General features: G+C 75.7%; 4 protein-coding genes. 1 reads left to right on the top strand and 3 read right to left on the bottom strand.

Annotation, left to right across the window (positions count from 1 at the left end):
- Positions 1-186 precede the first annotated feature (186 nt).
- From ACFWBD_RS16410 to ACFWBD_RS16400, 3 genes are all read right to left on the bottom strand, one after another.
- Positions 187-1,167: an ABC transporter ATP-binding protein gene (locus ACFWBD_RS16410; protein WP_385667258.1), complete on the bottom strand. Its 981-nt coding sequence runs from the start codon at positions 1,165-1,167 to the stop codon at positions 187-189.
- A gap of 4 nt (positions 1,168-1,171) precedes the next feature.
- Complete coding sequence (locus ACFWBD_RS16405) at positions 1,172-2,167, bottom strand: FecCD family ABC transporter permease (RefSeq protein ID WP_385667303.1); 996 nt, start codon at positions 2,165-2,167, stop codon at positions 1,172-1,174.
- A 122-nt stretch (positions 2,168-2,289) separates the two neighbouring features.
- On the bottom strand, positions 2,290-3,315 hold the full coding sequence (locus ACFWBD_RS16400; RefSeq protein ID WP_385667257.1) for a FecCD family ABC transporter permease: 1,026 nt from the start codon (positions 3,313-3,315) through the stop codon (positions 2,290-2,292).
- A gap of 251 nt (positions 3,316-3,566) precedes the next feature.
- Here ACFWBD_RS16400 and ACFWBD_RS16395 point away from each other — a divergent pair, with 251 nt between their 5' ends.
- Positions 3,567-25,880 carry a non-ribosomal peptide synthase/polyketide synthase gene (locus ACFWBD_RS16395; RefSeq protein WP_385667256.1) on the top strand — a complete coding sequence of 7,438 codons (22,314 nt, stop codon included), beginning with the start codon at positions 3,567-3,569 and terminating at the stop codon, positions 25,878-25,880.
- Positions 25,881-25,922: the final 42 nt, after the last annotated feature.

The raw sequence follows: 25,922 nt of genomic DNA, 5'->3' as shown, positions 1-25,922 counted from the left end.
GTCCCGGCCCTGGCGTCCCGGCCCTGGCGTCCCGGCCCTGGCGTCCCGGCCCTGGCGTCCCGGCCCTGGCGTCCCGGCCCTGGCGTCCCGGCCCTGGCGTCCCGGCCCTGACGTCCCGGCCCTGAGGGCCTGGACGGGAACGGCTGGACCGGACGGGCCCCCGCAGGGCGGGGGCCCGTCGCCGGGTCAGTCGACGGTCGCCGCCGGCCTCGCGTCCCCGGCCCGGACGGCTCCGTCGTGGTGGTGCCGGCCCAGCGGGATGACCAGCGGGGTCCCGCTGACCGGGTCGGGGGTGATCCGGCAGCGCAGGTCGAAGACGTCCTCGACGGTGGCCTCGGTGACCACCTCGGCGGGCGCGCCCTCGGCGACGATCCGGCCCGCCTTCATGGCGATGACGTGATCGGCGTACCGGCACGCCTGGTTGAGGTCGTGCAGCACCATCACCACCGTGCGTCCCTCACGCCGGTTGAGGTCCGTGATGAGGTCGAGCACGTCGATCTGGTGGGCGAGGTCGAGATAGGTCGTCGGCTCGTCCAGGAGCAGGACGGGGGTGCCCTGGGCGACGGCCATCGCGATCCACGCGCGCTGCCGCTGGCCGCCGGAGAGCTCGTCGACGGGACGGTCGGCGAGGTCGGTCAGACCGGTCGCCGCCAGCGCCCCGTGCACGGCCTCCTCGTCCGCCGCGGACCACTGCCGCCACCAGGTCTGGTGCGGTGAACGGCCCCGGCCCACCAGGTCGAAGACGGTCAGCCCCTCCGGCGCCACCGGCGTCTGCGGCAGGATGCCGAGGGTGCGCGCGAGTTCGCGGGTGGGCACGGACCGCAGGGCGACGCCGTCCAGTTCGACGACGCCCTGCCGCGGCGTCAGCAGCCGGGCGAGCGCGCGCAACAGGGTCGACTTGCCGCAGGCGTTGGCCCCGACGATGGCGGTGATCCGGCCGGTCGGCACGTGGAGGTCCAGATCCTCCACCACCGGCCGTCCGTCGTAGGCGAGATGCAGGTTCCTGGCCCGCAACTCGGGCCCGGCGGACGGCGGGTGAGCGGCGTCCGGGCCCGCCGCGTCGGCCTCGGGGGGCGAGCCGGTGCCGGACGGGCGCGGGATGCCGGCGCCGGACTTCGGCTCGGACGGCCGGGGGGCGCGCGGGGTGCGCGGGTCGGTGGTCGACATGGGATCAGCCTCCAGAGCCCGCGCGGTCGGCGCGGATGAGCAGCCACAGCAGGACCGGCGCGCCGAGGGCGCCGGTGACGATCCCGACCGGCAGTTCCGTCCCGGGGACCGCCTCGCGGGCGAGGAGATCCGAGCCGAGGACGACCAGCGCGCCGGTGAGACCGGAGACGATCGGGGGCGGCGACGCGGTGCCCGCCAGCCGCTGGGCGATCTGCGGACAGGCCAGGGCCACGAAGGCCACCGGCCCGGCCGCCGCCGTGCCGAACGCGACCAGACCCACCCCGGCCAGCAGCAGTGCCAGCCGGACGGACTGGACGGGCGTGCCCAGTCCCGCGGCCACGTCGTCGCCGAGCTGGAGGGTACGCATCCACCGGCCCATGGCCAGGGTGACCGGCAGCAGCGCCGCCATCGCGAGGGCCAGTGTGTCCACCTGGTCCCAGGTGCGGCCGTTGAGGTTGCCGACCAGCCAGCCGATGGCCTCCTCCGCCTGGAACCGGCTGCCGCGCGCCACGAGGAAGTCGGTGGCGCTGGTGCAGATCCAGGACACGCCGATGCCGACGAGGATGATGCGGTACCCGGTGGCCCCGCCCTTCCACGCCAGCGCGTACACGAGCAGCGCGGTCGCCAGGGCGCCCAGCAGCCCGAGCGTCGACAGTCCGAGGCCGCCGGTCCAGCCGAGAACCACGGCCGCCACCACGGCCGTTCCGGCGCCCTCGGTCAGGCCGATCATGTCGGGGCTGGCCAGCGGGTTGCGGGTCATCGTCTGGAACACGGCCCCCGAGACGCCGAACGCGATGCCGACCAGCATCCCGGTCAGGGCGCGCGGCAGCCGCAGGTCCTGTACGACGACGACCGTGCCGGGGTCGCCCGCGCCGCCGAGCGCCCGGACGACGTCGGGGAAGGGCACGGGGTAGTCGCCGAGGGTGAGGCCCCAGCAGAACAGCAGGAACGCGCCCGAGCAGACGAGCACCCCGGTCAGGACCAGGCGCGGGCGCAGCATGCCGGACACCGGAGGGAAGGCCAGCCGGAAGGGCCGGCCGCGCAGCGCGGTGCGCGCGGGGACGGCGGGGGACGTCTCGACGGCCGGTTCGGCCGGTGTGACGGGGGACTGTGCGGGCACGCTCACACCTCCGCGAGCTTGCGGCGGCGGACCAGGGCGATGAAGAACGGGCCGCCGAGGAAGGCGACGAGGACGCCCGCCTGGATCTCGGTGGGCCGGGCCAGCGTCCGGCCCAGGATGTCGGCGGACAGCAGCAGTACGGGCGCGAGCGCGGCGGACAGCGGCAGCAGCCAGCGGTGGTCGGGGCCGATCCCGGCGTACTGGGCGAGGACCCGCGCGATGTGCGGGACGACCAGGCCGAGGAAGACCACGGGGCCGATGACGGCGACCGACGCGCCGGTCAGCAGCATCACCGCGGTGACCCCCTGGAGGCGGACCAGGCCGAGCCGCCGGCCCAGCGAGGCGGCCACGTCGTCGCCGAGGGCCATGCTGTTGAGGGCGGGCGCGCAGGACAGGGCGAGGACGGCGCCGACGGCGAGGAAGGGCAGGATGCGCAGCAGTTCGCCGGAGTCCTGGTCGGCCAGTGAGCCGGCCGACCAGAAGCGGTAGCGGTCCAGGGCGTCCTGGTCGGTCAGCACCACGGCGCTGGTGAGCGACGACAGCAGCGAGGTGACGGCGACCCCGGCGAGCGCCAGCTTCACGGGCGTGGCCCCGGACCGGCCCAGCCGCCCCAGGTGGAAGACCAGGACGCTCGCGGCGAGCGCCCCGCCGAACGCGAACCACACATAGCCGTAGAGCGATCCGACGCCGAACACCGCGACCGCCAGCACGATCGCGAAGGACGCCCCGGCGCTGACCCCGAGGATGCCCGGGTCCGCGAGCGGGTTGCGGGTGAGGGCCTGCATCAGCGCGCCGGACAGGCCGAGCGCGGCGCCCGTCGTCAGACCCAGCAGGGTGCGGGGCACCCGCACCGACCAGACGACGTTGTCGACGAGAGGGCTGGGCGGACGGCCCAGGACCGCGCGCACGACCTGGTCGAGCGGGACGTTCAGCGCGCCCAGCGCCACGGACAGCAGGGACAGGGCGATGAGGAGGGTGACGACGAGGGTCGCCAGCACCGCGGTGCGAAGCCTTCTGCCTGAAGCCACTTGCCGGTCTCCATGTCGCGGTCCGGGGGTCTCGCCGGGGTGCCGTCGGGTCATCGCCCCTCGTGCGGACCCCTGTTGGCGGACCGCCGGGCACTCCTGTCAGCAGGTTAGGTGAGCATAACCTCAGCCGATGTGACTTGGGTCCGTGGTTCCGGAAGGGGGCTATCAAGTAAGGCAACGCTTACCTTACTATTCGAGCGGCCGCGGCTCCGCTGAGCCGTTCCACACCGCACCGGGAGGCACGGGCAGCTGTGTCGGGCAACACGCGTTCTTCTGCACAGGTGACGGCGACGGACTACTGGCGGCGGCGGTTCGCCGCACCGGTACCGCAACCCGCACTGCCGCTGGACTTTCCGCACCCGCCCCGCCAGGAGGGGACGGCGCCGCGCGCGCGGCGCGCGGCCGCGCTGGAGGCGACCGCCGACGAGACGGCCCGACTCGCCGCCCTCGTGGCCCTGCTGCACCGCTACGGCGGCGCGGCGGCGACCGGGACGGCGGTGGCGCACGAGGGGCTGCCGCTGCGCGTCGCGGTCGACGGCGACACCCCGTTCGCCGAACTGTGCGCACGGGTCACGGAGGCACGCGCGCAGGCCGCGGCCCACCGCCTGCCGACCGCCGAGCTGCTGGCACTCCTCGCCCCCGAACCCTTCCGCGGCGGCGGGCTGTTGTGCGCCACCGGCTTCGGCGGCGCGCCCTGGGACGAGGGCGGCCCGCTGGACCTGGCCCTGACCGTGGCCGACGGGGAGGTCTCGGCGGACTACCGGACCGACCTCTTCCAACCCGCCACCGTCGACCGGATCCTCGGCCACTACCGCACACTCCTCGCCGACGCCCTCGCCCGCCCGTCCACCCCGGTCGCCGGCCTGGAACTCCTCGACGACGAGGAACGGCACCGGATCCTGCACGACTGGAACGACACCGCCCACGACGTCCCCGCGCTCACCTGGCCGCGGATGTTCGCCGAGCAGGTCGCCGCCCGTCCGCACGAGGTGGCCCTCGTCCACGAGGACGTCCGCCTCACCTACGCCGAACTCGACGCGCGCGCGGCCCGGCTGGCGCACGCCCTGGTGGCCCGGGGCGCCGGTCCGGAGGCCGTGGTCGCCCTCGCCGTACCGCGCTCGGCCGACATGATCGTCGCGGAGGTCGCCGTCCTGAAGGCGGGCGCGGCCTATCTGCCCGTCGACACCGACTACCCGGCCGACCGCATCGCCTACATGCTCGCCGACGCCCGGCCGGTCTGCCTCGTCACCACCGCCGAGATCCTGCCCGACCTGCCCCCGGACACCGATCCGCTGGTCCTCGACGCCCCGGACACCGTCGCCGAGCTGGCCGGCCGCCCCGCGCACGGCCCGTCGGCCGCCGACGGGCTGACGGCCGCGCACGCGGCCTACGTGATCTACACCTCCGGCTCCACCGGCCGCCCCAAGGGGACCGTGCTCTCGCACGCCGGTGTCGCGGGGCTGGTCGCGACGCAGCGGGAGCGCTTCGGGATCGGCCCGCACAGCCGGGTCCTCCAGTTCGCCTCGCCCAGCTTCGACGTGGCGTTCTGGGACCTGTGCCTCGGCCTGCTGTCCGGCGGCCGGCTGGTCGTCGTGCCCGCCGACCGCCGGGTGCCGGGCGCACCGCTCGCCGACTACGCGAACGAGCACGGCATCACCTTCATGATCCTGCCGCCCGCCCTGCTGGCCGCCCTGCCCGAGGATGTGCGACTCCCGCCGGAGGCAACCCTGCTGGCCGGTACGGAGCGGGTGTCGCCCGAGCTGGTCGGCCGGTACGCGCGCGGCCGGATGATGTTCAACGCCTACGGCCCGACCGAGGCCACCACCAACTCCACGCTGGGCCTGTGCGATCCGGACACCCCGTCCGGCACCATCGTGCCGATCGGCGTGCCCGACCCCGGGACCCGCGCCTACGTCCTCGACGACCGGCTGCGGCCGGTCCCCGCCGGTGTCACGGGAGAGCTCTACCTCGGCGGCGCCGGCCTGGCCCGCGGCTACCTCGGCCGCCCCGGCCTGACCGCCGAACGCTTCGTCGCCGCCCCCGCCGACCTCGCCGCCGCGCCCGGCGACCGGCTCTACCGCACCGGCGACCTCGTGCGCTGGAAGGCGGACGGACGGCTGGAGTTCCACGGCCGCGTGGACAGCCAGGTCAAGATCCGCGGCTTCCGCGTCGAGCCCGGCGAGATCGAGTCCGTCCTGCGCTCCCACCCGGCCGTCGACCAGGCCGCCGTCGTCGTCCGCGAGGACCGTCCCGGCGAACGGCGCCTCGCCGCCTACGTCGTGCCCTCGCTGGAGGCCGGCCCGGAGGCGGCCGCCGAGGCCGGTGTCGCCGACTGGAAGGACCTGCACGAACTGCTGTACTCCGCGGCGGGTTCGGAGGGCTTCGAGGAGAACTTCGCCGGATGGAACAGCATGTACGACGGGCTGCCCATCCCCCTCGCCGACCTGCGCGAGTGGCGTGCGGCGACCCTCGACCGGATCCGCGCCCTGCGGCCCCGGCGCGTGCTGGAGATCGGCGTCGGCTCCGGCCTGCTGCTGTCCCGGCTCGCCCCGGACTGCGAGGCGTACTGGGGCACCGACCTGTCCGAGGAGGCCGTACGGGCCCTGGCCGCCCAGGTGCCGGCCGTCCCCGGCCTCGCCGACCGGGTCACCCTGCTGGCCCGGCCCGCGCACGACCTCACCGGGCTGCCCGAGGGCCACTTCGACACGATCGTCGTCAACTCCGTCGTCCAGTACTTCCCCGGCGGCGACTACCTCACCGGCGTGCTGCGCGCCGCCATGGACCTGCTCGCGCCCGGTGGCGCCCTCTTCGTCGGCGACGTACGCAACCTGCGGCTGCTGCGCACCCTGAGCGCGGCCGTCGAGGGCGGACGGGTGCGGGACGAGAGGGACGAGAGGGACGAGGACAAGGAGGCCCTGCGCGCCGCCGTGGACCGGGCGCTCGCCTGGGAGGGCGAACTCCTCGTCGACCCCGACTACTTCACCACTCTCGACGGCCTCACCGCGGACATCCGGATCAAGCGCGGCACCCACCACAACGAACTCACCCGGTACCGCTACGACGTGGTCCTGCGCGCGCGGGCCGACGGGGCCGACGGGGACCGGGAGGCGCCCGAGTCGCCCTGGCCCGCGCTCGGTTCGGTCCACGCCCTCGACACCCTGCTCGCCGGTGACCCGGGGCAGCTGCGGGTCACCGGCATCCCCAACGCCCGGCTCGCCGACGACCTGGCCGCGCTCGACGCCCTCCGGGACAGCAGCAGACCGGCCGACGCCCCCCACGGAGTGGACCCCGAGTCCCTCCACGAGACCGCCGCACGCCACGGCTACGAGGCCACGCTCACCTGGAACGGGGACGCCGAGGACGGCAGCCTGGACGCCGTCTTCGCGCCCGCCGGGAACAGCCTCGCCGTCCGGTACCGTCCCGGCGGCGGCCACCCGCTCACCAACCGTCCGGCACCCTTCCGCAACGTCACCGCGCTGATGACGGCCCTGCGCCGGCACGCCGCCGAGTACCTGCCCGACTACATGGTGCCGGCCGCCCTCGTCCCGCTGGACCGGCTGCCGGTCACCCCCAGCGGCAAGCTCGACGCCGCCGCCCTGCCCGTGCCCGACCTCACCCGGACCGGCGCCGGACGGGCGCCCGGCACGGAGCGCGAGCGGCTGCTGTGCGGTCTGTACGCACGGGCGCTGAAGGTGCCCTCGGTGGGCGTCGACGACGACTTCTTCGCGCTCGGCGGCGACAGCATCGTCGCCGTCCAGCTCCTCGTCCTGGCCCGCCGGGCCGGCCTGGAGCTGACCGCGCGCGACGTCTTCCGCCACCGTACGGCCGCGGAACTGGCCGGCGCCGCCCGCACCGCGGCGGCGGCCGGCCCGGTGGACGACACCTCGTGGCAGCCGAGCGACGACGAACTCGCCTCCCTGCAGGGAGAGTCCGCTGTCACGGTCGAGGAGACGCTGCCCCTCGGTCCGCTCCAGGAGGGCTTCTTCTTCCACGCCCTGATGGACGGCGCCGAACACGACACGTACGTCGTGCAGCAGGTCGTCGAGCTGTCCGGCCCGGTCGACGGCGCCCTTCTGCGCCGGGCGGCGCAGCGGCTCCTCGACCGGCACGCCCCGCTGCGCGCCTGCTTCCGGCAGACGCCCGACGGCCGTCCCGTCCAGATCATCGCCGCCGGCCTCGAACTGCCCTGGCGCGAGGTCGACCTGGCCGCACAGGACGACCTCGCGGTCCGGCGCGCCCTCGCCGAGGCCGTCGCCGCCGACGAACGGGCCCACCGCTTCGACCTGGCCCGGCCGCCGCTGGTCCGCTGCGCGCTGATCCGCCTCGGCGAGGAGCGCAGCCGACTTGTCCTGACGTTCCATCACATCGTCGCGGACGGCTGGTCGCTGCCGATCCTGCACCGCGAACTGCTGGCCCTGTACGGCGACGACCCGGCGCCCCTGCCCGAGGTCGCCCCGTACCGCGGCTACCTCCGCCGGATCGCCGGCGCCGACCGCGAGGCCGCCCGGGCGGCCTGGCGCACCGCGCTCGCCGGGGTCGAGGAGCCCACCCGGCTGGTCGAGGCCCCGGCGGCCGCCGGACCCGTCGAACCCGCCCAGATCCGGGTGGAGCTGTCCGAGCGGGTCACCGCCCGGCTCACCGCCCGCGCCCGGGAGCGCGGGGTGACCCTCGGCACCCTCGTGCAGGGCGCGTGGGGAGTGCTCGTCGGCCGCATGACGGGCCGTCAGGACGTGCTGTTCGGGACCACCGTGGCCGGGCGCGACGCCGCCGTCGACGGCATCGAGTCGATGATCGGCCTGTTCATCAACACGCTGCCCACCCGGCTGCGCTGGACGCAGGGCGACACCCTCGGCGCTCTGCTGGAGCGGCTCCAGGAGGAGCAGAGCGCACTGCTCGACCACCAGCACCTCGGCCTCGCCGACATCCAGCGGGCCGCCGGGCACACCGGCGGCGGCGAACTCTTCGACACCCTCGTGGTGTTCGAGAACTACCCCGGTGGCGAGAGCGCCCCGGGCATCACCGACCCCACCGGCGCGATCACCGTCGCCGGGCACGCCTTCCACGACGCCGTGCACTACCCCCTGGCCCTCATCGTCAAGCCCGGCCGCCGTCTCGACCTGCGGCTGAAGCACCACGCCCGGCGCCTGGACGCCGACGCCGCGCAGTCCCTCGCCGACCGGCTCACCCTCGTCCTGAACGCCCTGGCCGACGATCCCGCCGCCCGGGTCGCCGACCTCGAACTGCTCACCCCGCGCGAGCTGGCCGGCGCCCACCCGACGGGGGAGTCCCGGCCGGTCCCGGCCACCACGCTGGCCGCCGCGTTCGCCGCGCAAGCTGCCCGGACCCCGGACGCCACCGCCGTCGTGTTCGACGGTACGACCCCCCTCACCTACGCCCAACTGAATGTGAGGGCAGAGGAGTTGGCCGGCCGTCTGCGGGCCCGGGGTGCGGGCCGCGAGCGGTTCGTCGCGGTCGCCGTACCGCGCTCCGCCGAGCTGATGGTGGCGCTGCTGGCCGTCCTGAAGTCGGGGGCCGCGTATCTGCCCCTGGACCTGGACTACCCGGCCGAGCGGCTCGCGTACACGCTGACCGACTCCGGGGCGACCACGGTCGTCACGACGGCACGGGACGCGGGACGGCTGCCGTCGGCCGAGGGCCTCGACGTGATCGACGTCGACGACGTGACCGGCGCGGCCGACGCGGACGCGGCGGCGGACGGCATCCCGCCGGCCGGCCCCGTGCGCCCGGCCCGCCCCGACGACCCCGCCTACCTCATCTACACCTCCGGCTCCACCGGCCGCCCCAAGGGCGTCGTCGTCACCCACCGCGCCATCGTCAACCGGCTGGCCTGGATGCAGGGCGCGTACGGCCTCGGCCCCGACGACCGGGTGCTCCAGAAGACGCCGTCCAGCTTCGACGTGAGCGTCTGGGAGTTCTTCTGGGCGCTGTGCGAGGGCGCCGCCGTCGTCCTCGCCGCGCCGGACGGACACCGCGACCCCGCCTACCTGGCCCGCCTGATCCGCGCCGAGGGCGTGACGACGGCGCACTTCGTGCCGTCGATGCTGGAGGCGTTCCTCGCGTCCGACGAGGTCACCGCCGACCCCGCGTGGGCGGGCAGCCTGCGCCGCGTGTTCAGCAGCGGCGAGGCCCTGGCCGGGACCGCGGCCCGCCGCTGGCACGACCTGACCGGGGTGCCGCTGCACAACCTCTACGGCCCCACCGAGGCCGCCGTCGACGTGACGCACCACGCCTACGACGGCGCGTCCGACACCACCGTGCCCATCGGGCGGCCGGTGTGGAACACCGGCCTGCGCGTGCTCGACCCCTGCCTGCGCCCGGTCCCCGACGGGGTGCCCGGCGAGCTGTACCTGACCGGCGTCCAGCTGGCCCGCGGCTACCACCGGCGCCCCGCGCTCACCGCCGACCGGTTCGTCGCCGACCCGTACGCCGACGAGCCCGGCTCCCGCATGTACCGCACCGGTGACCTGGTGCGCCGTCGGCCCGACGGCGTCCTCGACTACCTCGGCCGCACCGACCGGCAGGTCAAGCTGCGCGGCAACCGGGTCGAACCCGGCGAGATCGAGGCCGCGCTGACCCGCCACCCGGCCGTCGCCCGGGGCGCGGTCGTCGTCCGCGACCAGCGCCTCGTCGCCTACGCGGTCCCGGCGGCCGGAACCGCCGTCGACCCCGCCGAGCTGCGCGCCGCCCTCGCGGAGGCGCTGCCCGCGCCCCTGGTCCCCGAGGCGTACGTCGTCCTCGCCGACCTCCCGCTCACCCCCAGCGGCAAGCTCGACCGGGCCGCGCTGCCCGCCCCCGAGGCCGAGCGCGCCGCCCGCCGGGAGCCCGCAGGCCCGCTGGAACGGCGGCTCACCGAGATCTTCGCGGCCGTCCTCGGCGTCGAGGACGCCGGCCCCGACGACGACTTCTTCCGGCTCGGCGGCGACAGCATCAGCTCCATCGGCGTCGCCGGCCGGGCCCGGGCGGCCGGCCTGGACCTCAGCCCGCGCGACGTGTTCACCCACCGCACCCCCACGGCCCTGGCGACGGCGGCCGGAGCCGTGCCGGCGGCCCCGGCCGCCGACCGGGCCCCCGCGGCCCCCTCCCCCTTCACCCTCACCGACGCCGAGCACGCCCGCGTCCGCGCCCTGGCCGCCCCGGCGGCGGTCGCCGACGTCTGGCCGCTGGCCCCCCTCCAGGAGGGCCTGTTCTTCCACTCGGCGTACGACGAGGGCGCCCTCGACGTCTACACCGTCCACGAGAGCTTCGACTTCGCGACCCGGCTCGACACCGGCCGGCTGCGCGCCGCCGTCCGCACCCTCCTCGCCCGCAACCCGGGCCTGCGGGCCGGCTTCACCAGCGAGGGCCTGGACCAGCCGGTGCAGTTCATCGTCGAGGATCCGGAGGTCCCGCTCGAGGAGGTCGACCTCTCCCACCTCCCCGCCGCCGAACAGGATCTGCGTCTGCGGGAGTTGACGGACGCGGAGCGCGAGAGCCGGTTCGACCTGTCGGCGCCCCCGCTGTTCCGGCTGCTCCTGCTGCGCCTGGGCGCGGAGCGCGGCGACCGGCTCGTCATCGGCCGTCATCTGATCCTCTGGGACGGCTGGTCGGCCTGGCTGTTCCTCGACGAGCTGTTCGCGCTCTACGAGACGGGCGGCGACGCGGGCGCCCTTCCCGAGCCCGGCAGCTACCGCGACTACCTGACCTGGCTGGAGCGGCAGGACGACACCGCCGCCACAGCCGCCTGGCGCACCGCCCTGGCCGGTCTCGACGAGCCCACCCTGCTGGCCCCGGCCGCGGCCGACGGCCTCGAACCGGTCATCCCCGACCAGCTCGACATCCGTCTGTCCGCCGAGCTAGGCGACCGGCTGCGGGAGACCGGCCGCGCCCACGGGCTGACCCTGAACACACTCCTCAACGCGGCCTGGGCGCTCACCCTCGCCTCCGCCACCGGCCGCCCCGACGTGGTGTTCGGCACCACCGTCGCCGGCCGGCCCAGCGAGGTCCCGGACGTCGGCGACATCATCGGGCTCTTCCTCAACACGGTTCCCACCCGGATCGTCCTCGACCCCGCCGAGCCGGTCCTCGGACTGCTCCGCCGCATCCAGGGCGAACGCCTCGACCTCATGCCGTACGAGCACCTCGGCCTCGGCGTGCTCCAGGCCGAGACCGGACACCGCAAGCTCTTCGACACCCTGTTCGTGCTGCGCGACAACGACACCGAGGAACGGCTGGCGGACCTGCGCGCCCGGCACGGCGCCACGGCCGTCGCCAACGTCGACGCCACCCACTACCCGGCCAACCTCGTCATCACCCCGGGCCGCCGGATCGCCGTCACCCTCACCCACCGCCCCGACCTCGTCCCCACCGACCGGGCGCGCGCCCTCCTCGACCGGTTCGCGCTGCTCCTCGACCGCCTGAGCGCCGACCTCACGGTGCCCGTCGGCTCCCTCGACCCGCTGCTGCCCGCCGAGCACGAGGCGCTGCGCGCGGAGTCGGCGGCGAGCCGGGTGCCCGGCCCCGAGGACACCGTCGCCGATCTGCTGGCCGCGCAGGCCGGGCGCACCCCGGACGAGCGGGCCCTCGTCTTCGGCGAGCGCACCCTGACGTACGCCGAACTCGACGCGGCCGTGAACCGCACGGCCCGGCTGCTGATCGACCGGGGCGCGGGCCCCGAGCGGGTCGTCGCCCTCGGGCTGCCGCGCTCCCTGGACACGGTGGTCGCGCTCTTCGCGGTCCTGCGCACCGGCGCCGCCTACCTGCCGCTGGAGCTGGACCATCCGGCCGACCGGCTCTCCCTGATGCTGGCCGACGCCCGTCCGCTCCTGCTGCTCACCACCCGGGCCGTCTCCGCCACGCTGGACGGCGAGATGACCCGGGTGCTGCTCGACGACCCGGAGACCGGGCGGGAGCTGGCCGCTCAGCCGGACGCCCCCGTCCGGCTCCGCTTCAGCCTCGAACACCCCGCGTACGTCATCTACACCTCCGGCTCCACCGGCCGGCCCAAGGGCGTCGTCACCCCCTACCGGGGCCTGACGAACATGCAGCTCAACCACCAGAAGGAGATCTTCGCCCCGGCCATCGCCTCGGCCGGGGGGCGGCGGCTGCGCATCGCGCACACCGTGTCCTTCGCCTTCGACATGTCGTGGGAGGAACTGCTCTGGCTGGTCGAGGGCCACGAGGTGCACGTGTGCGACGAGGAACTGCGCCGTGACGCCGAGGCGCTGGTCGCCTACTGCGAGCGGCACCGCGTCGACGTCGTCAACGTCACCCCCACCTACGCCCGGCTGCTGATCGAGCAGGGCCTGCTGACGGGTCATGTCCCGCCGCTGGTGCTGCTGGGCGGCGAGGCCGTCCCGGAGACGGTGTGGACGGCCCTGCGCGACGCCGAGGGGACGTACGGCTACAACCTGTACGGACCGACCGAGTACACCATCAACACCCTCGGCGGCGGCACCCTCGACAGCGACACCCCCACCGTCGGCCGCCCCATCCGGGGCACCCGCGCCCACATCCTCGACGCCTGGCTGCGCCCGGTGCCCGAGGGGGTGCCCGGTGAGCTGTACATCGCCGGCATCGGCCTGGCCCGCGGCTACCTCGACCGGCCCGCCCTGACCGCGGAACGCTTCGTCGCCGACCCGTTCGGGGAGCCCGGCGAACGCATGTACCGCACCGGCGACCTGGTGCGCAGGAACCCCGACGGCAACCTCGGCTTCCTCGGCCGCACCGACGACCAGGTCAAGATCCGCGGCTACCGCGTCGAACCCGGTGAGATCGAGACCGCCCTCAGCGCTCACCCACTGGTCGCCCAGGCCGCCGTCGTGGTCCGCGACGAACGCCTCGTCGGCTATGTCGTGCCCTCCGGCGCCGACTCCGCGGAGCGCTCCGCGGCCGAGGCCGCGCAGGTCGGGGAGTGGCAGGAGATCTACTCCGACGAGTACGAGGAGATCGGCACCGCCGTCTTCACCGAGCGGTACGACGGCTGGGACAGCTCCTACGACGGGCGGCCCATCCCCTTCGAGGAGATGCACGAGTGGCGTGAGGCGACCCTGGCCCGCATCGGCGCCCTGCGCCCCCGCCGCATCCTCGAGATCGGCGTCGGCTCGGGCCTGCTGCTGTCCCGGCTCGCCCCGGCCGCGGAGGCGTACTGGGCGACCGACTTCGCCGCCCCCGTCATCCGCAAGATCGGTGAGGAGGTGCGGCGCGACCCGGCCCTCGCCGCCAAGGTCGAACTGCGCTGCCGGCCGGCCGAGGATCTCAGCGGCCTGCCCACCGGATACTTCGACACGATCGTCATCAACTCCGTCATCCAGTACTTCCCGGGCATCGGCCACCTCGCCGCCGTGCTGCGCGGCGCCATGGGCCTGCTCGCGCCCGGCGGCGCCCTGTTCGTCGGCGACGTCCGCAACCTGCGGCTGGCCCGCACCTTCCACACCGAGATCCAGCGCGCCCGCGGCACCGCCGAGGCCGACCTGGCGGCGGCGGTGGAGCGCGGCCTGCGGCTGGAGAAGGAACTCCTCGTCGACCCCGACTTCTTCACCACCCTCGGCTACGGGGCCGACCTGCGCACCAAGCGCGGCCACCACCACAACGAGCTGAGCCGGCACCGCTACGACGTCGTCCTGTACGCCGACGAGCCGGACGTACGGCTGGACGGTGTGCCGGCGGTCGACTGGGCCACGGCCGGCACCATCGGCGAACTCGTGCGCGGGGACCGGTCCGGCGCCGAGAGCATCGGCGAACTGCTGGGCGGCAACCGGTCCGCGACCGGCGGCGCCGGCCGGCACCCGCGCGGCGGACGGCCCGCGGGCCTGCGTCTGACCGGCCTGCCCGACGGCCGTATCTCCGGGACGGGCGTCGACCCCGAGCACCTGCACGAACTCGGCGCGGCCGCCGGATACCGGGTGCTGACCACCTGGTCGGCGCGGGCCGGCACGTTCGACGCGGTGTTCCTGGCCGCCGACGCCGCCGAACCGCGCCTCACCGGCGGCCTGTTCCGCGCCGGCGGCGGCGCCCACCCCTACGCCAACGACCCCACCGCCGCCCGCGAGGCGAGCGCCCTGGTGCGCCGGCTGCGCGAGGACCTGGGCCGTGAACTGCCCGACTACATGGTCCCGGCCGCCTTCGTCACCGTCGACGGCCTGCCCATGAACGCCAACGGCAAGCTCGACGTGCGCGCCCTGCCCGACGCCGAGCCCGCCGTCGCGCTCGGCGGCGGACGCGGCCCGCGGACCCCGCGGGAGGAGGTGCTGTGCCGGCTGTTCGCGGAGGTGCTGGGGCTGCCCGAGGCCGGCGCCGAGGACAACTTCTTCGACCTGGGCGGCCACTCGCTGCTCGCCACCCGGCTGGTCAGCCGCGCCCGCACCGAGCTGGGCGCCGAACTCGCCATCCGTGACCTCTTCGAGGCGCCCACCCCCGGGCTGCTCGCGGGCCGCGCGGACCTCGGCAAGCCCGCCCGGCCCCCGCTCACGGCGGTCGCCGAACGGCCCGAGCGCATCCCGCTGTCCGCCGCCCAGCGACGGCTGTGGCTGGTGGAACGCCTCACCGGCTCCCCGGCCGAGGGCGCCGGCGGGGGAGCGGCCTACAACTTCCCGCTCGTCCTGCGGCTGCGCGGGCCGCTCGACGTGCCCGCGCTGCAGGCCGCGCTGCGTGAGGTGACGGCACGGCACGAGTCGCTGCGCACCCTGGTCGCCGCACACGACGGTGTGCCGTTCCAGCGGATCCTGTCCGCCGAGGAGGCGCAGCCCTCGTTCACCGTGACCGACTGCGCCGAGGACGGCCTGCCCGCGCTGATCGCGTCCGCCCAGCGCCGCCCCTTCGATCTGGCGCGGGAACTACCGGTGCGCGCCGAGGTGTTCCGGCTTTCGGCCGAGGAGCACGTGGTCGCGATCGTGCTGCACCACATCACCACCGACGAGTGGTCCGACCGGCCGTTCCTGGCCGACCTGAACACCGCGTACGCGGCCCGCGCGGCGGGCGCCGCCCCCGACTGGGCGCCGCTGCCCGTGCAGTACGCCGACTACACCCTGTGGCAGGACCGTCTCCTCGACCAGCTCGGCGAGCGCCAACTGGGCTACTGGAGCCAGGCGTTGCGCGGACTGCCGGAGGAGCTGGCGCTGCCCCTGGACCGGACCCGTCCGGCGGAGCCCACCGGGCGCGGCGGCACCGTACGCCGCCGGGTGCCCGTGGAGACCGGCCGGGCCCTGCGCGAGCTGTCCGCCGCCACCGGCACCAGCATGTTCATGCTGTTCCAGGCCGCCACCGCGGCACTCCTGCACCGGCTGGGCGCGGGCGACGACATCCCGCTCGGCGCCCCGATCGCCGGACGCACCGACAGCGAACTCGACGACCTGGTCGGCTTCTTCGTCAACACCCTCGTCCTGCGCACCGACCTGTCCAGCCCCAACGGCGAAGAACTGACGTTCCGTCAACTACTGGCCCGCGTAAGGGAGTCGTCCCTGGCCGCCTTCGAGCACCAGGACATCCCCTTCGACCGGGTGGTGGAGGCCGTCAACCCGCCCCGAGCGGCCGGCCGCAACCCCCTCTTCCAGGTCATGCTCGGCTACCACCACCGCCCCGACGGCGACCCGGACACCCTGCTGGGCCTGCCCGCCGACTGGTACGACATGGACACCGGCACGGCCAAGTTCGACCTCGACTTCACCTTCGTCGACGAGTCCGACGTCTCCGGGCGTGTCACGCTCCTGCTGGAGTACGCCACCGACCTGGCCGACGCCGGCACCGCGGCCCTGCTCGCCGAACGCCTCGCCCTCCTGCTCGAACGGGCCGTCGGCGCGCCGGACGCCCCGCTCGCGGGCCTCGACATCCTGACGCCGGACGAGCGGGGACACGCCCTCGGCGCCTGGAACGACACCGCCCACCCGGTCGAGACCCGCTCCGTCCCGGAGATCCTCGCCGACACCGCCCGCCGCCACCCCGAGCGCACCGCCCTGGTCACCGGCCCGGCCGACGCCCCGCGCCGCACCACCTTCCGCGGACTGCGGGCCAGGGTGGACGAGCTGGCGGCGCGACTGCGCGCCCACGGCGTCACGCCCGGCACGGTCGTGGGGCTCGCGCTGCCCCGCGACGAGATGGTGCCCGCCCTGCTCGGCGTCCTCGCCTCCGGGGCCGCCTACCTGCCCCTGGACCCGGAACTCCCGTCCAGCCGGCTGCGGTTCATGCTCACCGACGCGGCACCCGTCTGCCTGCTCACCACCACCGCGCTCACCGACCGCCTCCCCGCCGCCCCGGCCGTACCGCGGCTGCTGCTCGACGCCCCGTGGCCGGCGGCCGAACGGAGTGCGGACGGTCCGCCGCCGCACCCGCGGCAGGCCGCCTACACCCTCTACACCTCCGGCTCCACCGGCCGCCCCAAGGGCGTCATCGGCACCCACCGCGGCCTGAGCAACCTCTACGCCTCCCATCTGCGCGACCTGATCGAACCGGCCGTCCGCGACACCGGACGGGACGCGCTGCGCGCCGTCCACGCGGCCTCCTTCAACTTCGACGGCTCCTGGGAGCCGCTGCTGTGGCTGCTCGCCGGCCACGAACTGCACGTCGTCGACGAGGCGACCGTGCCCGACCCGGCCGCCCTGCTGAGCCGGCTCACCGAGTCGGCGATCGACTTCGTCGACCTGACCCCCACCTACCTGCGCGAACTACTCCACCACGGCTTCCTGGCCGCCGACGGCCCGCACCCCGTCCCGGCCGTCATCGCCGTCGGCGGCGAGGCCACCCCGCCCGCCCTGTGGCAGCGGCTCACCGCCCTGCCCGGCACGGCCGCGCACGACCTGTACGGCCCCACCGAGTGCGCGGTCGACGCCTACGGCTGGCACCACGGCGACAGCGACTGGGCCGCCCCGCTGGACAACATCCGCGCCCACGTCCTCGACGAGCGCCTGCGGCCCGCCCCGGTCGGCGTGCCCGGCGAGCTGTACCTCGCCGGCGAGGGCCTGGCCCGCGGCTATCTGGGCCGCCCGGCCCTGACCGCCGAGCGGTTCGTCGCCGACCCGTTCGGGGCGCCCGGCGAGCGCATGTACCGCACCGGGGACCTGGTGCGCCGCCGGGGCGACGGCACGCTCGTCTTCCTCGGCCGCGCCGACGGTCAGGTCAAACTGCGCGGCTTCCGCGTCGAGCCCGGTGAGATCGAGGCCGCGCTGACCGGGCACCCCGCCGTCTCCGCCGCCGCGGTCGTCGTCCGCGAGGACCGGCCCGGCGCACCGCGGCTGGTCGCGTACGTCGTCGCGGACCGCGCGAGCGGGGCGGAGCCGGACCCGGCCGCCCTGCGCGCCCACACCGCCGCCGCGCTTCCGGAGCACATGGTGCCCGCCGCGTTCGTCGCCCTCGACGCACTGCCCCGCACCGTGAACGGCAAGCTCGACACCGCCGCGCTGCCCGCCCCCGACCCCACGGCGAGCGCCCCCACCGGCGGACGCCTGCCCCGCACCCCGCGCGAGGAACTGGTGTGCGCGGAGTTCGCCGCCGTCCTCGGCGTCGAACGCGTCGGACCCGACGACGACTTCTTCGCGCTCGGCGGCCACTCGCTCATCGCCATGCGGCTGGTCAGCCGGATCCGCACGGTCCTCGGCGCCGCCGGGGGAGGAGTCTCGCTTCGGGCGGTCTTCGACGCGCCGACGCCCGCCCGGCTCGCCGCCCGCCTCGACGCGGACCGCGCCGTGGTCCGTCCCGCGCTCGACGCCGGACGCCCGCACCCCGAGCGGCTGCCGCTGTCCTTCGCCCAGCGCCGGCTGTGGCTGCTGCACCAGGTGGAGGGCCCGAACCCGGCCTACAACATCCCGGCCCTGTGGCGGCTCACCGGCACCCTGGACCGGGCCGCCCTGGAAGCCGCCCTGAACGACGTCGTCGCCCGGCACGCGCCCCTGCGCACCGTGTTCCCGGCGGTGGACGGAGTGCCGTACCAGCACGTCCTGGACCCCGCGCAGGCCCGCGTCCGGCTGGCCACCGCACCCCACGAGGAGCTCGCCGCGCAGGCCGCCCACCCCTTCGACCTCGCGCACGAACTCCCGCTGCGGGCAGTGCTGTTCGAGACGCCGGCACCGGGAGACCGCGACGGCGGCGCGGACGGCCCCGGGGAACACGTCCTGCTGCTCCTGCTGCACCACATCGCCACCGACGAGTGGTCCGACCGGCCGCTGCTCGCCGACCTCGGCACCGCGTACGCGGCCCGTACGGCCGGACGGACCCCCGACTGGGCCCCGCTGCCCGTGAGTTACGCCGACTACACCCTCTGGCAGAGCGACCTCCTGGCGGAGACCGGCGCCGGCCTGCTCGCCCACTGGACCGAGGCCCTGCGCGGGCTCCCGGCCGAACTGGCCCTGCCCACCGACCGTCCGCGGCCGGCCGAGTCCAGTGGGCGCGGCGGCACCGTCGGCTTCACCGTCCCACCGGGCCTGGAACGCGCCCTGCGGGTTCTCGCCCGCGACCACGGCGTCAGCATGTTCATGGTCGCCCAGGCGGCCGTGGCCGCGCTGCTGCACCGGCTCGGCGCGGGCGACGACCTCCCGCTCGGCGCCCCGGTGTCCGGCCGCGACGACGAAGCCCTCGCGGACCTCGTCGGGTTCTTCGTCAACTCCCTGGTCCTGCGCACCGACCTGTCGGGCGATCCCACCTTCGCCGGCCTGCTCGCCCGCGTCCGGGAGACCGACCTGGCCGCCTACGAGCACCAGGACCTGCCCTTCGAACGGCTGGTGGAGGCGCTCAACCCCGAACGCTCCCTCGCCCGGCACCCGTTGTTCCAGGTGATGGTCGTGCACCTCGCGGGCCAGGGCGGCGGCCCCGCCCTGCCCGGGCTGACGGCCCGCCGGGAGAGCGTGGGCCAGGACACCGCCAGGTTCGACCTCAGCTTCGACTTCGTCGAGCAGGGCGACGGCGCCGGCATCCAGGGCTGGATCGAGTACAGCGCCGACCTCTTCGACCAGTCCACCGTCGGACTCCTGGCCCGGCGGCTCGAATCGCTCCTGGAACAGGTCGCCGCGGACCCCGGCCGCCGCGTCGGCACCCTCGACGTGCTGCGCGAGGACGAGCGCGCCCTGGTCCTCACCGAGTGGAACGACACCGCGCGGCCCGTCCCCGGCCTCACCCTGCCGGAGCTGTTCCGCGCCCAGGTCGCCCGCACCCCCGGGGCCACCGCGGTCGTCTTCGAGGACACCGCCCTCACCTACGCCGAACTCGACCTGCGGGTGGAGCGTCTCGCCCACACCCTCGCCGCCCACGGGGCGCGGGCCGAGGCCACCGTGGCCGTCGCGCTGCCGCGCTCCCTCGCCCTCGTGGTGGCGCTGCTCGCGGTCCACCGCTCGGGCGCCGCCTACCTGCCCCTCGACACCGGCTACCCGGCCGAGCGGCTCGCGTACACGCTCACCGACGCCCGGCCGGTCTGCCTGGTCACCGCCGACGGGGTCACCCTCCCGGACACCGGCGTGCCCACCCTGACGGTGGACGCCGACGGCGGCCCCGACCGCCCGGCGCACGCGCCCCTGCCCACCGCCCACGACCCCCGCCACCCCGCCTACGTCATCTACACCTCCGGCTCCACCGGCCGCCCCAAGGGCGTGACGGTGCCCCACGAGGGCATCACCAACCGGCTCCTGTGGATGCAGGACACCTACCGTCTCGGCTCCGGCGACCGGGTCCTGCAGAAGACCCCGGCCGGGTTCGACGTGTCGGTGTGGGAGTTCTTCTGGCCGCTCGTCTCCGGCGCCGCCCTGGTCGTCGCCCGCCCCGAGGGCCACCAGGACCCGGTCTACCTCGCCGGCCTGATACAGCGGCAGCACATCACCACGGCGCACTTCGTGCCGTCGATGCTGCGTGCCTTCCTCGACGAACCGGCCGCGGCCGGGTGCACCGGGCTGCGCCAGGTGATGTGCAGCGGCGAGGAACTGCCCGCTTCGCTGGCCGCCCGCTTCCACCGGACCCTGCCGGGCAGCCGCCTGCACAACCTGTACGGCCCGACGGAGGCGTCCGTCGACGTCACCGCCCACGAGGTGCCCGCCGACCCGGCCGCCGTGCCGATCGGCCGCCCGGTGTGGAACACCCGCACCTACGTCCTCGACGCCGCGCTGCGCCCGGTGCCGCCCGGCGTGAGCGGCGAACTGTACCTGGCAGGAGTCCAGTTGGCCCGCGGCTACCTGGGCCGCCCCGGCCTGACCGCCGAGCGGTTCGTCGCCGACCCGTACGCGGTCGAGCCCGGCGCCCGCATGTACCGCACCGGAGACCTGGCCCGCTGGACCCGGGACGGCGCCCTGGAGTACCTCGGCCGCGCCGACGACCAGATCAAGCTGCGCGGCTTCCGGATCGAGCCCGGCGAGATCGAGACCGTCCTCGCGGCGCACCCGTCCGTCGGCCACGCCACCGTCGTCCTGCGCGACGCGCACCTGATCGCGTACGTGGTCCCGGCCGGGGACGGCGCGCCGGTCAACGCGACGGCGCTGCGCGCCCACGCCGCCGCCGTGCTGCCCGACCACATGGTCCCGGCCGCCGTCGTCACCCTCGACGCCCTCCCGCTCACCCCCAACGGCAAACTGGACCGCCGGGCGCTGCCCGCCCCCGACTTCGCCGCCGAGGTGAGCGACACCCGGCCGCGCACGCCGCTGGAGGAGACCCTAGGCGCGCTCGTCGCGGACGTCCTCGGCCTCGAACGGGTCGGCGTCGAGGACGACTTCTTCTCCCTCGGCGGCGACAGCATCGTCGCCATGCGGCTGGTCGCCCGCGCCCGCGCCGCCGGACTCGCGTTCAGCCCGCGTGACGTGTTCCGGCACAAGTCCGTCGCGGGACTGGCCGGCGTGGCCGCCACCACCGGCCCCGTCCCCGCCGACGCGGACCACGACGACGCCCCCCTGCTCGACCTCACCGACGACGAGCGCGCCGAACTCGCCGCCCTGCCCGCCGGGACCGAGGTCCTGCCCGTCTCCCCGCTCCAGGCCGGCCTGCTCTTCCACGCCGCCCTCGACTCCGGCGAGGAGGGCCCCGACGTGTACACCGTCCAGGTCTCCTACGACCTGGAAGGACCGCTGGACGCCGACCGGCTGCGCGCCGCCGGACAGGCGGTGCTCGACGCGCACGAGAACCTGCGCAGCGGCTTCCGGCACCTGTCCTCCGGGCGGCCCGTCGCCGTCGTACCGCGCACCGCCGTGCTCCCCTGGCGGCAGCTCGACCTCACCGGCCCGGACGCCGGCCCGGACGCCGGCCCGGACGCCGGCCCGGACGCCGGCCCGGACGCCGGCCCGGACGCCGGCCCGGACGCCGGCCCGGACGCCGGCCGGGTCGACGACGCGGACGCCTGGACCCGGCTGCTCGGTCAGGAGCGGCGCCGCTTCGACCCCGAACGCCCGCCGCTGCTGCGGCTGTTGCTGGCCCGGCTCGGCCCGGACCGGCACCGGCTCGTGCTCTCGCACCAGCACCTCCTGCTGGACGGCTGGTCGCTGCCGCTGCTCACCGCGGAGCTGTGGGCGCGCTACGAGGGCCGCACCCCGGCCGCGCCGGCCCCGTACCGCGAGCATCTGCGGCTGCTGGCCGCCCAGGACCCGGCCGCCTCGGCCGCCACGTGGGCCGACGTCCTCGGCGGTCTCGCCGAGCCCACCCGGCTCGCGCCCGTCGACGCCGACCGTGCCGCCGCCGTGCCGCACACCCACACCGTCGAACTGGACGCCGTCCGCACGGCGGAGCTGGAGGCGTTCGCCCGCGGCCGGGGCGTCACCCTGAACACCCTCGTCCAGGCCGCCTGGGGTGTCCTCCTCGGCCGGCTCACCGGACGGGAGGACGTGGTGTTCGGCGCGACCGTCGCCGGCCGCTCGCCCGAACTGGCCGGGGCCGAGTCGATGATCGGCCTGTTCATCAACACCGTGCCCGTCCGGGTGCGGGTCCGTCCGCAGGAGAGCACCGCCGGTCTGCTGGCCCGGCTCCAGGACGAGCAGTCCCGGCTCATCGCCCATCAGCACCTCGGCCTCGCCGACATCCAGCGGACCGCCGGACTCGGCGAACTCTTCGACACCCTGGTGGTGTTCGAGTCGTACCCGGTGACCGAGGCGGACCAGGAGGGCGCCGGACCGCGCGTCACGGTCCGCGACCACGAGGACTCCACCCACTACCCGTTCGCGTGGGCCGTCGAGCCCGCCGAACGGCTTCGGCTGACCGCCGAGTTCCGCCCCGAGCTGTTCACGCAGGCCACCGTACGGCGGATCACGGACGCCCTGACCGCCCTGCTCACCGGCATGGCGGCCGACCCCGACCGCCCGGTCGGGCGGCTCGACCTGCTCGGCCCCGCCGACCGGCACACCGTCCTCGAGACCTGGAACGACACCGCGCCGCCCGTACCGGCGGCCGGGCGGCCGGGCACCGTGCCCGAACTGTTCGCCGCCCAGGCCGCCGCCGCCCCGGACGAGGTCGCCGTCACCGACGACTCGGTGACCTGGACGTTCGCCGAACTCGACGCCCGCACCGACCGGTTGGCCCGGATCCTCGCCGGGCACGGCGCCGGCCCCGAGCGGATCGTCGCCCTCGCCCTGCCCCGCACCGCCGACCACATCGCCGCGATCCTCGCCGTGCTGAAGGCGGGCGCCGCCTATCTGCCCCTCGACCCCGACCTGCCCGGGTCCCGGCTCACCGGCATGCTCGACGACGCCCGCCCGCTCCTGGTCCTGGCCACCGAGGAGGCCGCCCGCGCGCTGCCCGCCACCGACGTCCCGGTGCTGCTCCTCGACGCCCTGGCCGACGCCCTCACCGACGCGTCGCGCGCCGCCCCGGCCGACGGCCTGCCGGAGGCGGAACCCACCGCCCCCGCCCCCGACCACCCCGCCTACGTCATCTACACCTCCGGCTCGACGGGCCGCCCCAAGGGCGTCGTCGTCACCCAGCGCGGTATCGCCAACCTCTTCCACAGCCACCGCCACGACCTGCACGAAGCGGCCCGGCGCCGCACCGGACGCCGGCACCTGCGCGTCGGGCACGCCTGGTCCTTCTCCTTCGACGCCTCCTGGCAGCCGCAGCTGTGGCTGCTGGACGGGCACGCCCTGCACATCGCGGACGACGACACCCGCCGCGACCCCGAACTCCTCACCGCCTTCATCCGCGACCGGGGCATCGACTTCATCGAGGTCACCCCCTCACTGCTCGCCCGGATGGCGGACAGCGGGCTGATCGGCCCGGAGGGCGACTGCCCGCTCTCCGTGGTCGGCTTCGGCGGCGAGGCGGTGCCCCCGTCGCTGTGGGCGCGGCTGGCCGCGCTGCCGGACACCGAGGCGGTCAACCTGTACGGCCCCACCGAGGCCACCGTCGACGCGCTCGTCGGCCGGGTCCGCGACAGCGCGAGCCCGGTCGTCGGACGCCCCGTCCACCACTCCCGCGCCTATGTGCTGGACACCGCGCTGCGCCCGGTCCCGCCCGGCGTCACCGGCGAGCTGTACCTGTCGGGACCGGGCCTGGCCCGCGGCTACCTCGGCCGGCCGGACCTGACCGCCGAACGCTTCGTCGCCGACCCGTTCGGGGCGCCCGGTGCGCGCATGTACCGCACCGGCGACCTGGCCCGCTGGACCGAGGACGGCCTGCTGGAGTTCGCCGGCCGCACCGACGACCAGGTCAAGATCCGCGGCTACCGGGTCGAACTCGCCGAGATCGAGGCCGCGCTTGACACCCACCCGGCCGTCGCGCAGACGGTCGTCGTGGCCCGCGAACACCGGCCCGGCGTACGGCAGCTCATCGCGTACGCCGTCGTCCCGGACGGTACGCGGGACCCGGCCGCGCTGCGCGCCCATGCCGCCGCCGCGCTGCCCGACTACATGGTCCCGGCCGCCGTGGTCGCCGTGGACCGGCTGCCGCTGCTGTCCAACGGCAAGCTCGACCGGGCCGCCCTGCCCGCCCCGGACTTCACCGCCGCGGGCGGCGGCCGGGCCCCTGCGAGCGACGCCGAGCGCACCCTGCGCGACCTGTTCGCGGACGCCCTCGGGCTGCCCGCCGAGGCGGTCGGCACGGACGACGACTTCTTCTCCTTCGGCGGCGACAGCATCATCGCGATGCAGCTCGTCGCGCGGGCCCGGGCCGGCGGCCTGCGGGTCACCCCCCGACAGGTCTTCCAGCACCGCACCGTCGCCGCGCTGGCCGCCGTCGCGGTCCCGCTCGGCGCCGACGAACGGCACGCCGCCCACGACGACGGCACCGGCACGGTCCCGCTCACCCCGATCATGCGCGCCCTGCTGGAACGCGGCGGCCCCCTCGCCGCCTACCACCAGGCGGCCCTGGTCCGCACCCCGGCCGACCTGACCGAACCCGGACTGCTGGCCGTGCTCACGGCGCTCGCCGCCCGGCACGACATGCTCCGGGCCCGGCTGGTCCGCGACCCGGAGCGGACCCTGCGGGTTCCCCCGGCCGAGGACACCGACGTCAGCTCCTGGCTCACCCGGGCCGACGTGCGAGGCGCGGACGAGGCCGGACTGCGCGCCGCCGTCTCCGCCCACGCCGAGACGGCACGGGCCGGGCTCGACCCCGATGCCGGGGCGATGGTGCGGGCGGTCTGGTTCGACGCCGGACCCGGACACCCCGGCAGGCTGCTGATCCTCGTCCACCACCTGGTGATCGACGGCGTCTCCTGGCGTGTCCTGCTGCCCGACCTCGCCACCGCCTGGGCCGCCGTCCGTACCGGCCACCCCGCCGAACCGGCCCCCGTGGAGCTGTCGTTCGCCCGCTGGTCGCGGCTGCTCGGGATCCGCGCCGGCGATCCGGCGGCCGAGGACGAGCTGCCGTGGTGGACCTCCGCCCTCGCCGAGGGCGCCGGCCTCCCCCTGGCCCGCCCCCTGGACCCCGCCCGGGACACGGTCGCCACCACCCGCTATCTCTCCCTGACCCTGCCCGCCCACCGCACCGGCCCGCTGCTGAGCCGGGTCCCGGCCGCCTTCGGCGCCACCGTCAACGACGTCCTGCTCACCGCGTTCGCCCTCGCGGTCGGCGACTGGCGGGCCCGGACCCAGGGTGCCCAGGGGCCGGGCGGACCGGTCCTGGTCGACCTGGAGGGGCACGGCCGCGAGGAGGAACTCGCGGGCGACGCCGACCTGTCCCGTACGGTCGGCTGGTTCACCAGCGTCGTCCCGGTACGGCTCGACCCGGGCGCCGCCGACCCGGCGGACGCCTTCGCGGGCGGCCCCGCGCTGGACGAGGCCCTGGCCCGGATCCGCGCCCACCTCGCGGCCCTGCCCGCGTCCGGCATCGGCCACGGCCTGCTGCGCCACCTCAACCCCCGGACCGGCCCTGGGCTCGCCCGGCTCGGCGAACCGCAGATCGAGTTCAACTACATGGGCCGCTTCGAGCACCCGGAGGCCGCCGACTGGTCCTACGCCCCCGAGGACGACGCCGCCGACCTCGACGCGGACCCGGGCATGCCGATGTCCCACGCGCTCACCCTCAACGCCCTCACCGAGGACCGTCCCGAGGGGCCGGAACTGAGCGCCCACTGGGCGTACGCGGCCGAACTCCTCACCGAGGACGCCGTACGGGACCTGGCACGAACCTGGTTCCGGGCGCTGGAGGCGCTGGTACGGCGGGCGACCGCCCTGAACGAGCCCTGACCGAAGCACACTTGCCCACGAGTACAGATCAGGTCGGACAGA

Source organism: Streptomyces sp. NPDC060002 (assembly GCF_042737245.1).
Taxonomy (GTDB): domain Bacteria; phylum Actinomycetota; class Actinomycetes; order Streptomycetales; family Streptomycetaceae; genus Streptomyces.
Note: the sequence above shows the minus strand (reverse complement) of the source record. Positions and strands in the feature narration are given on the sequence as shown.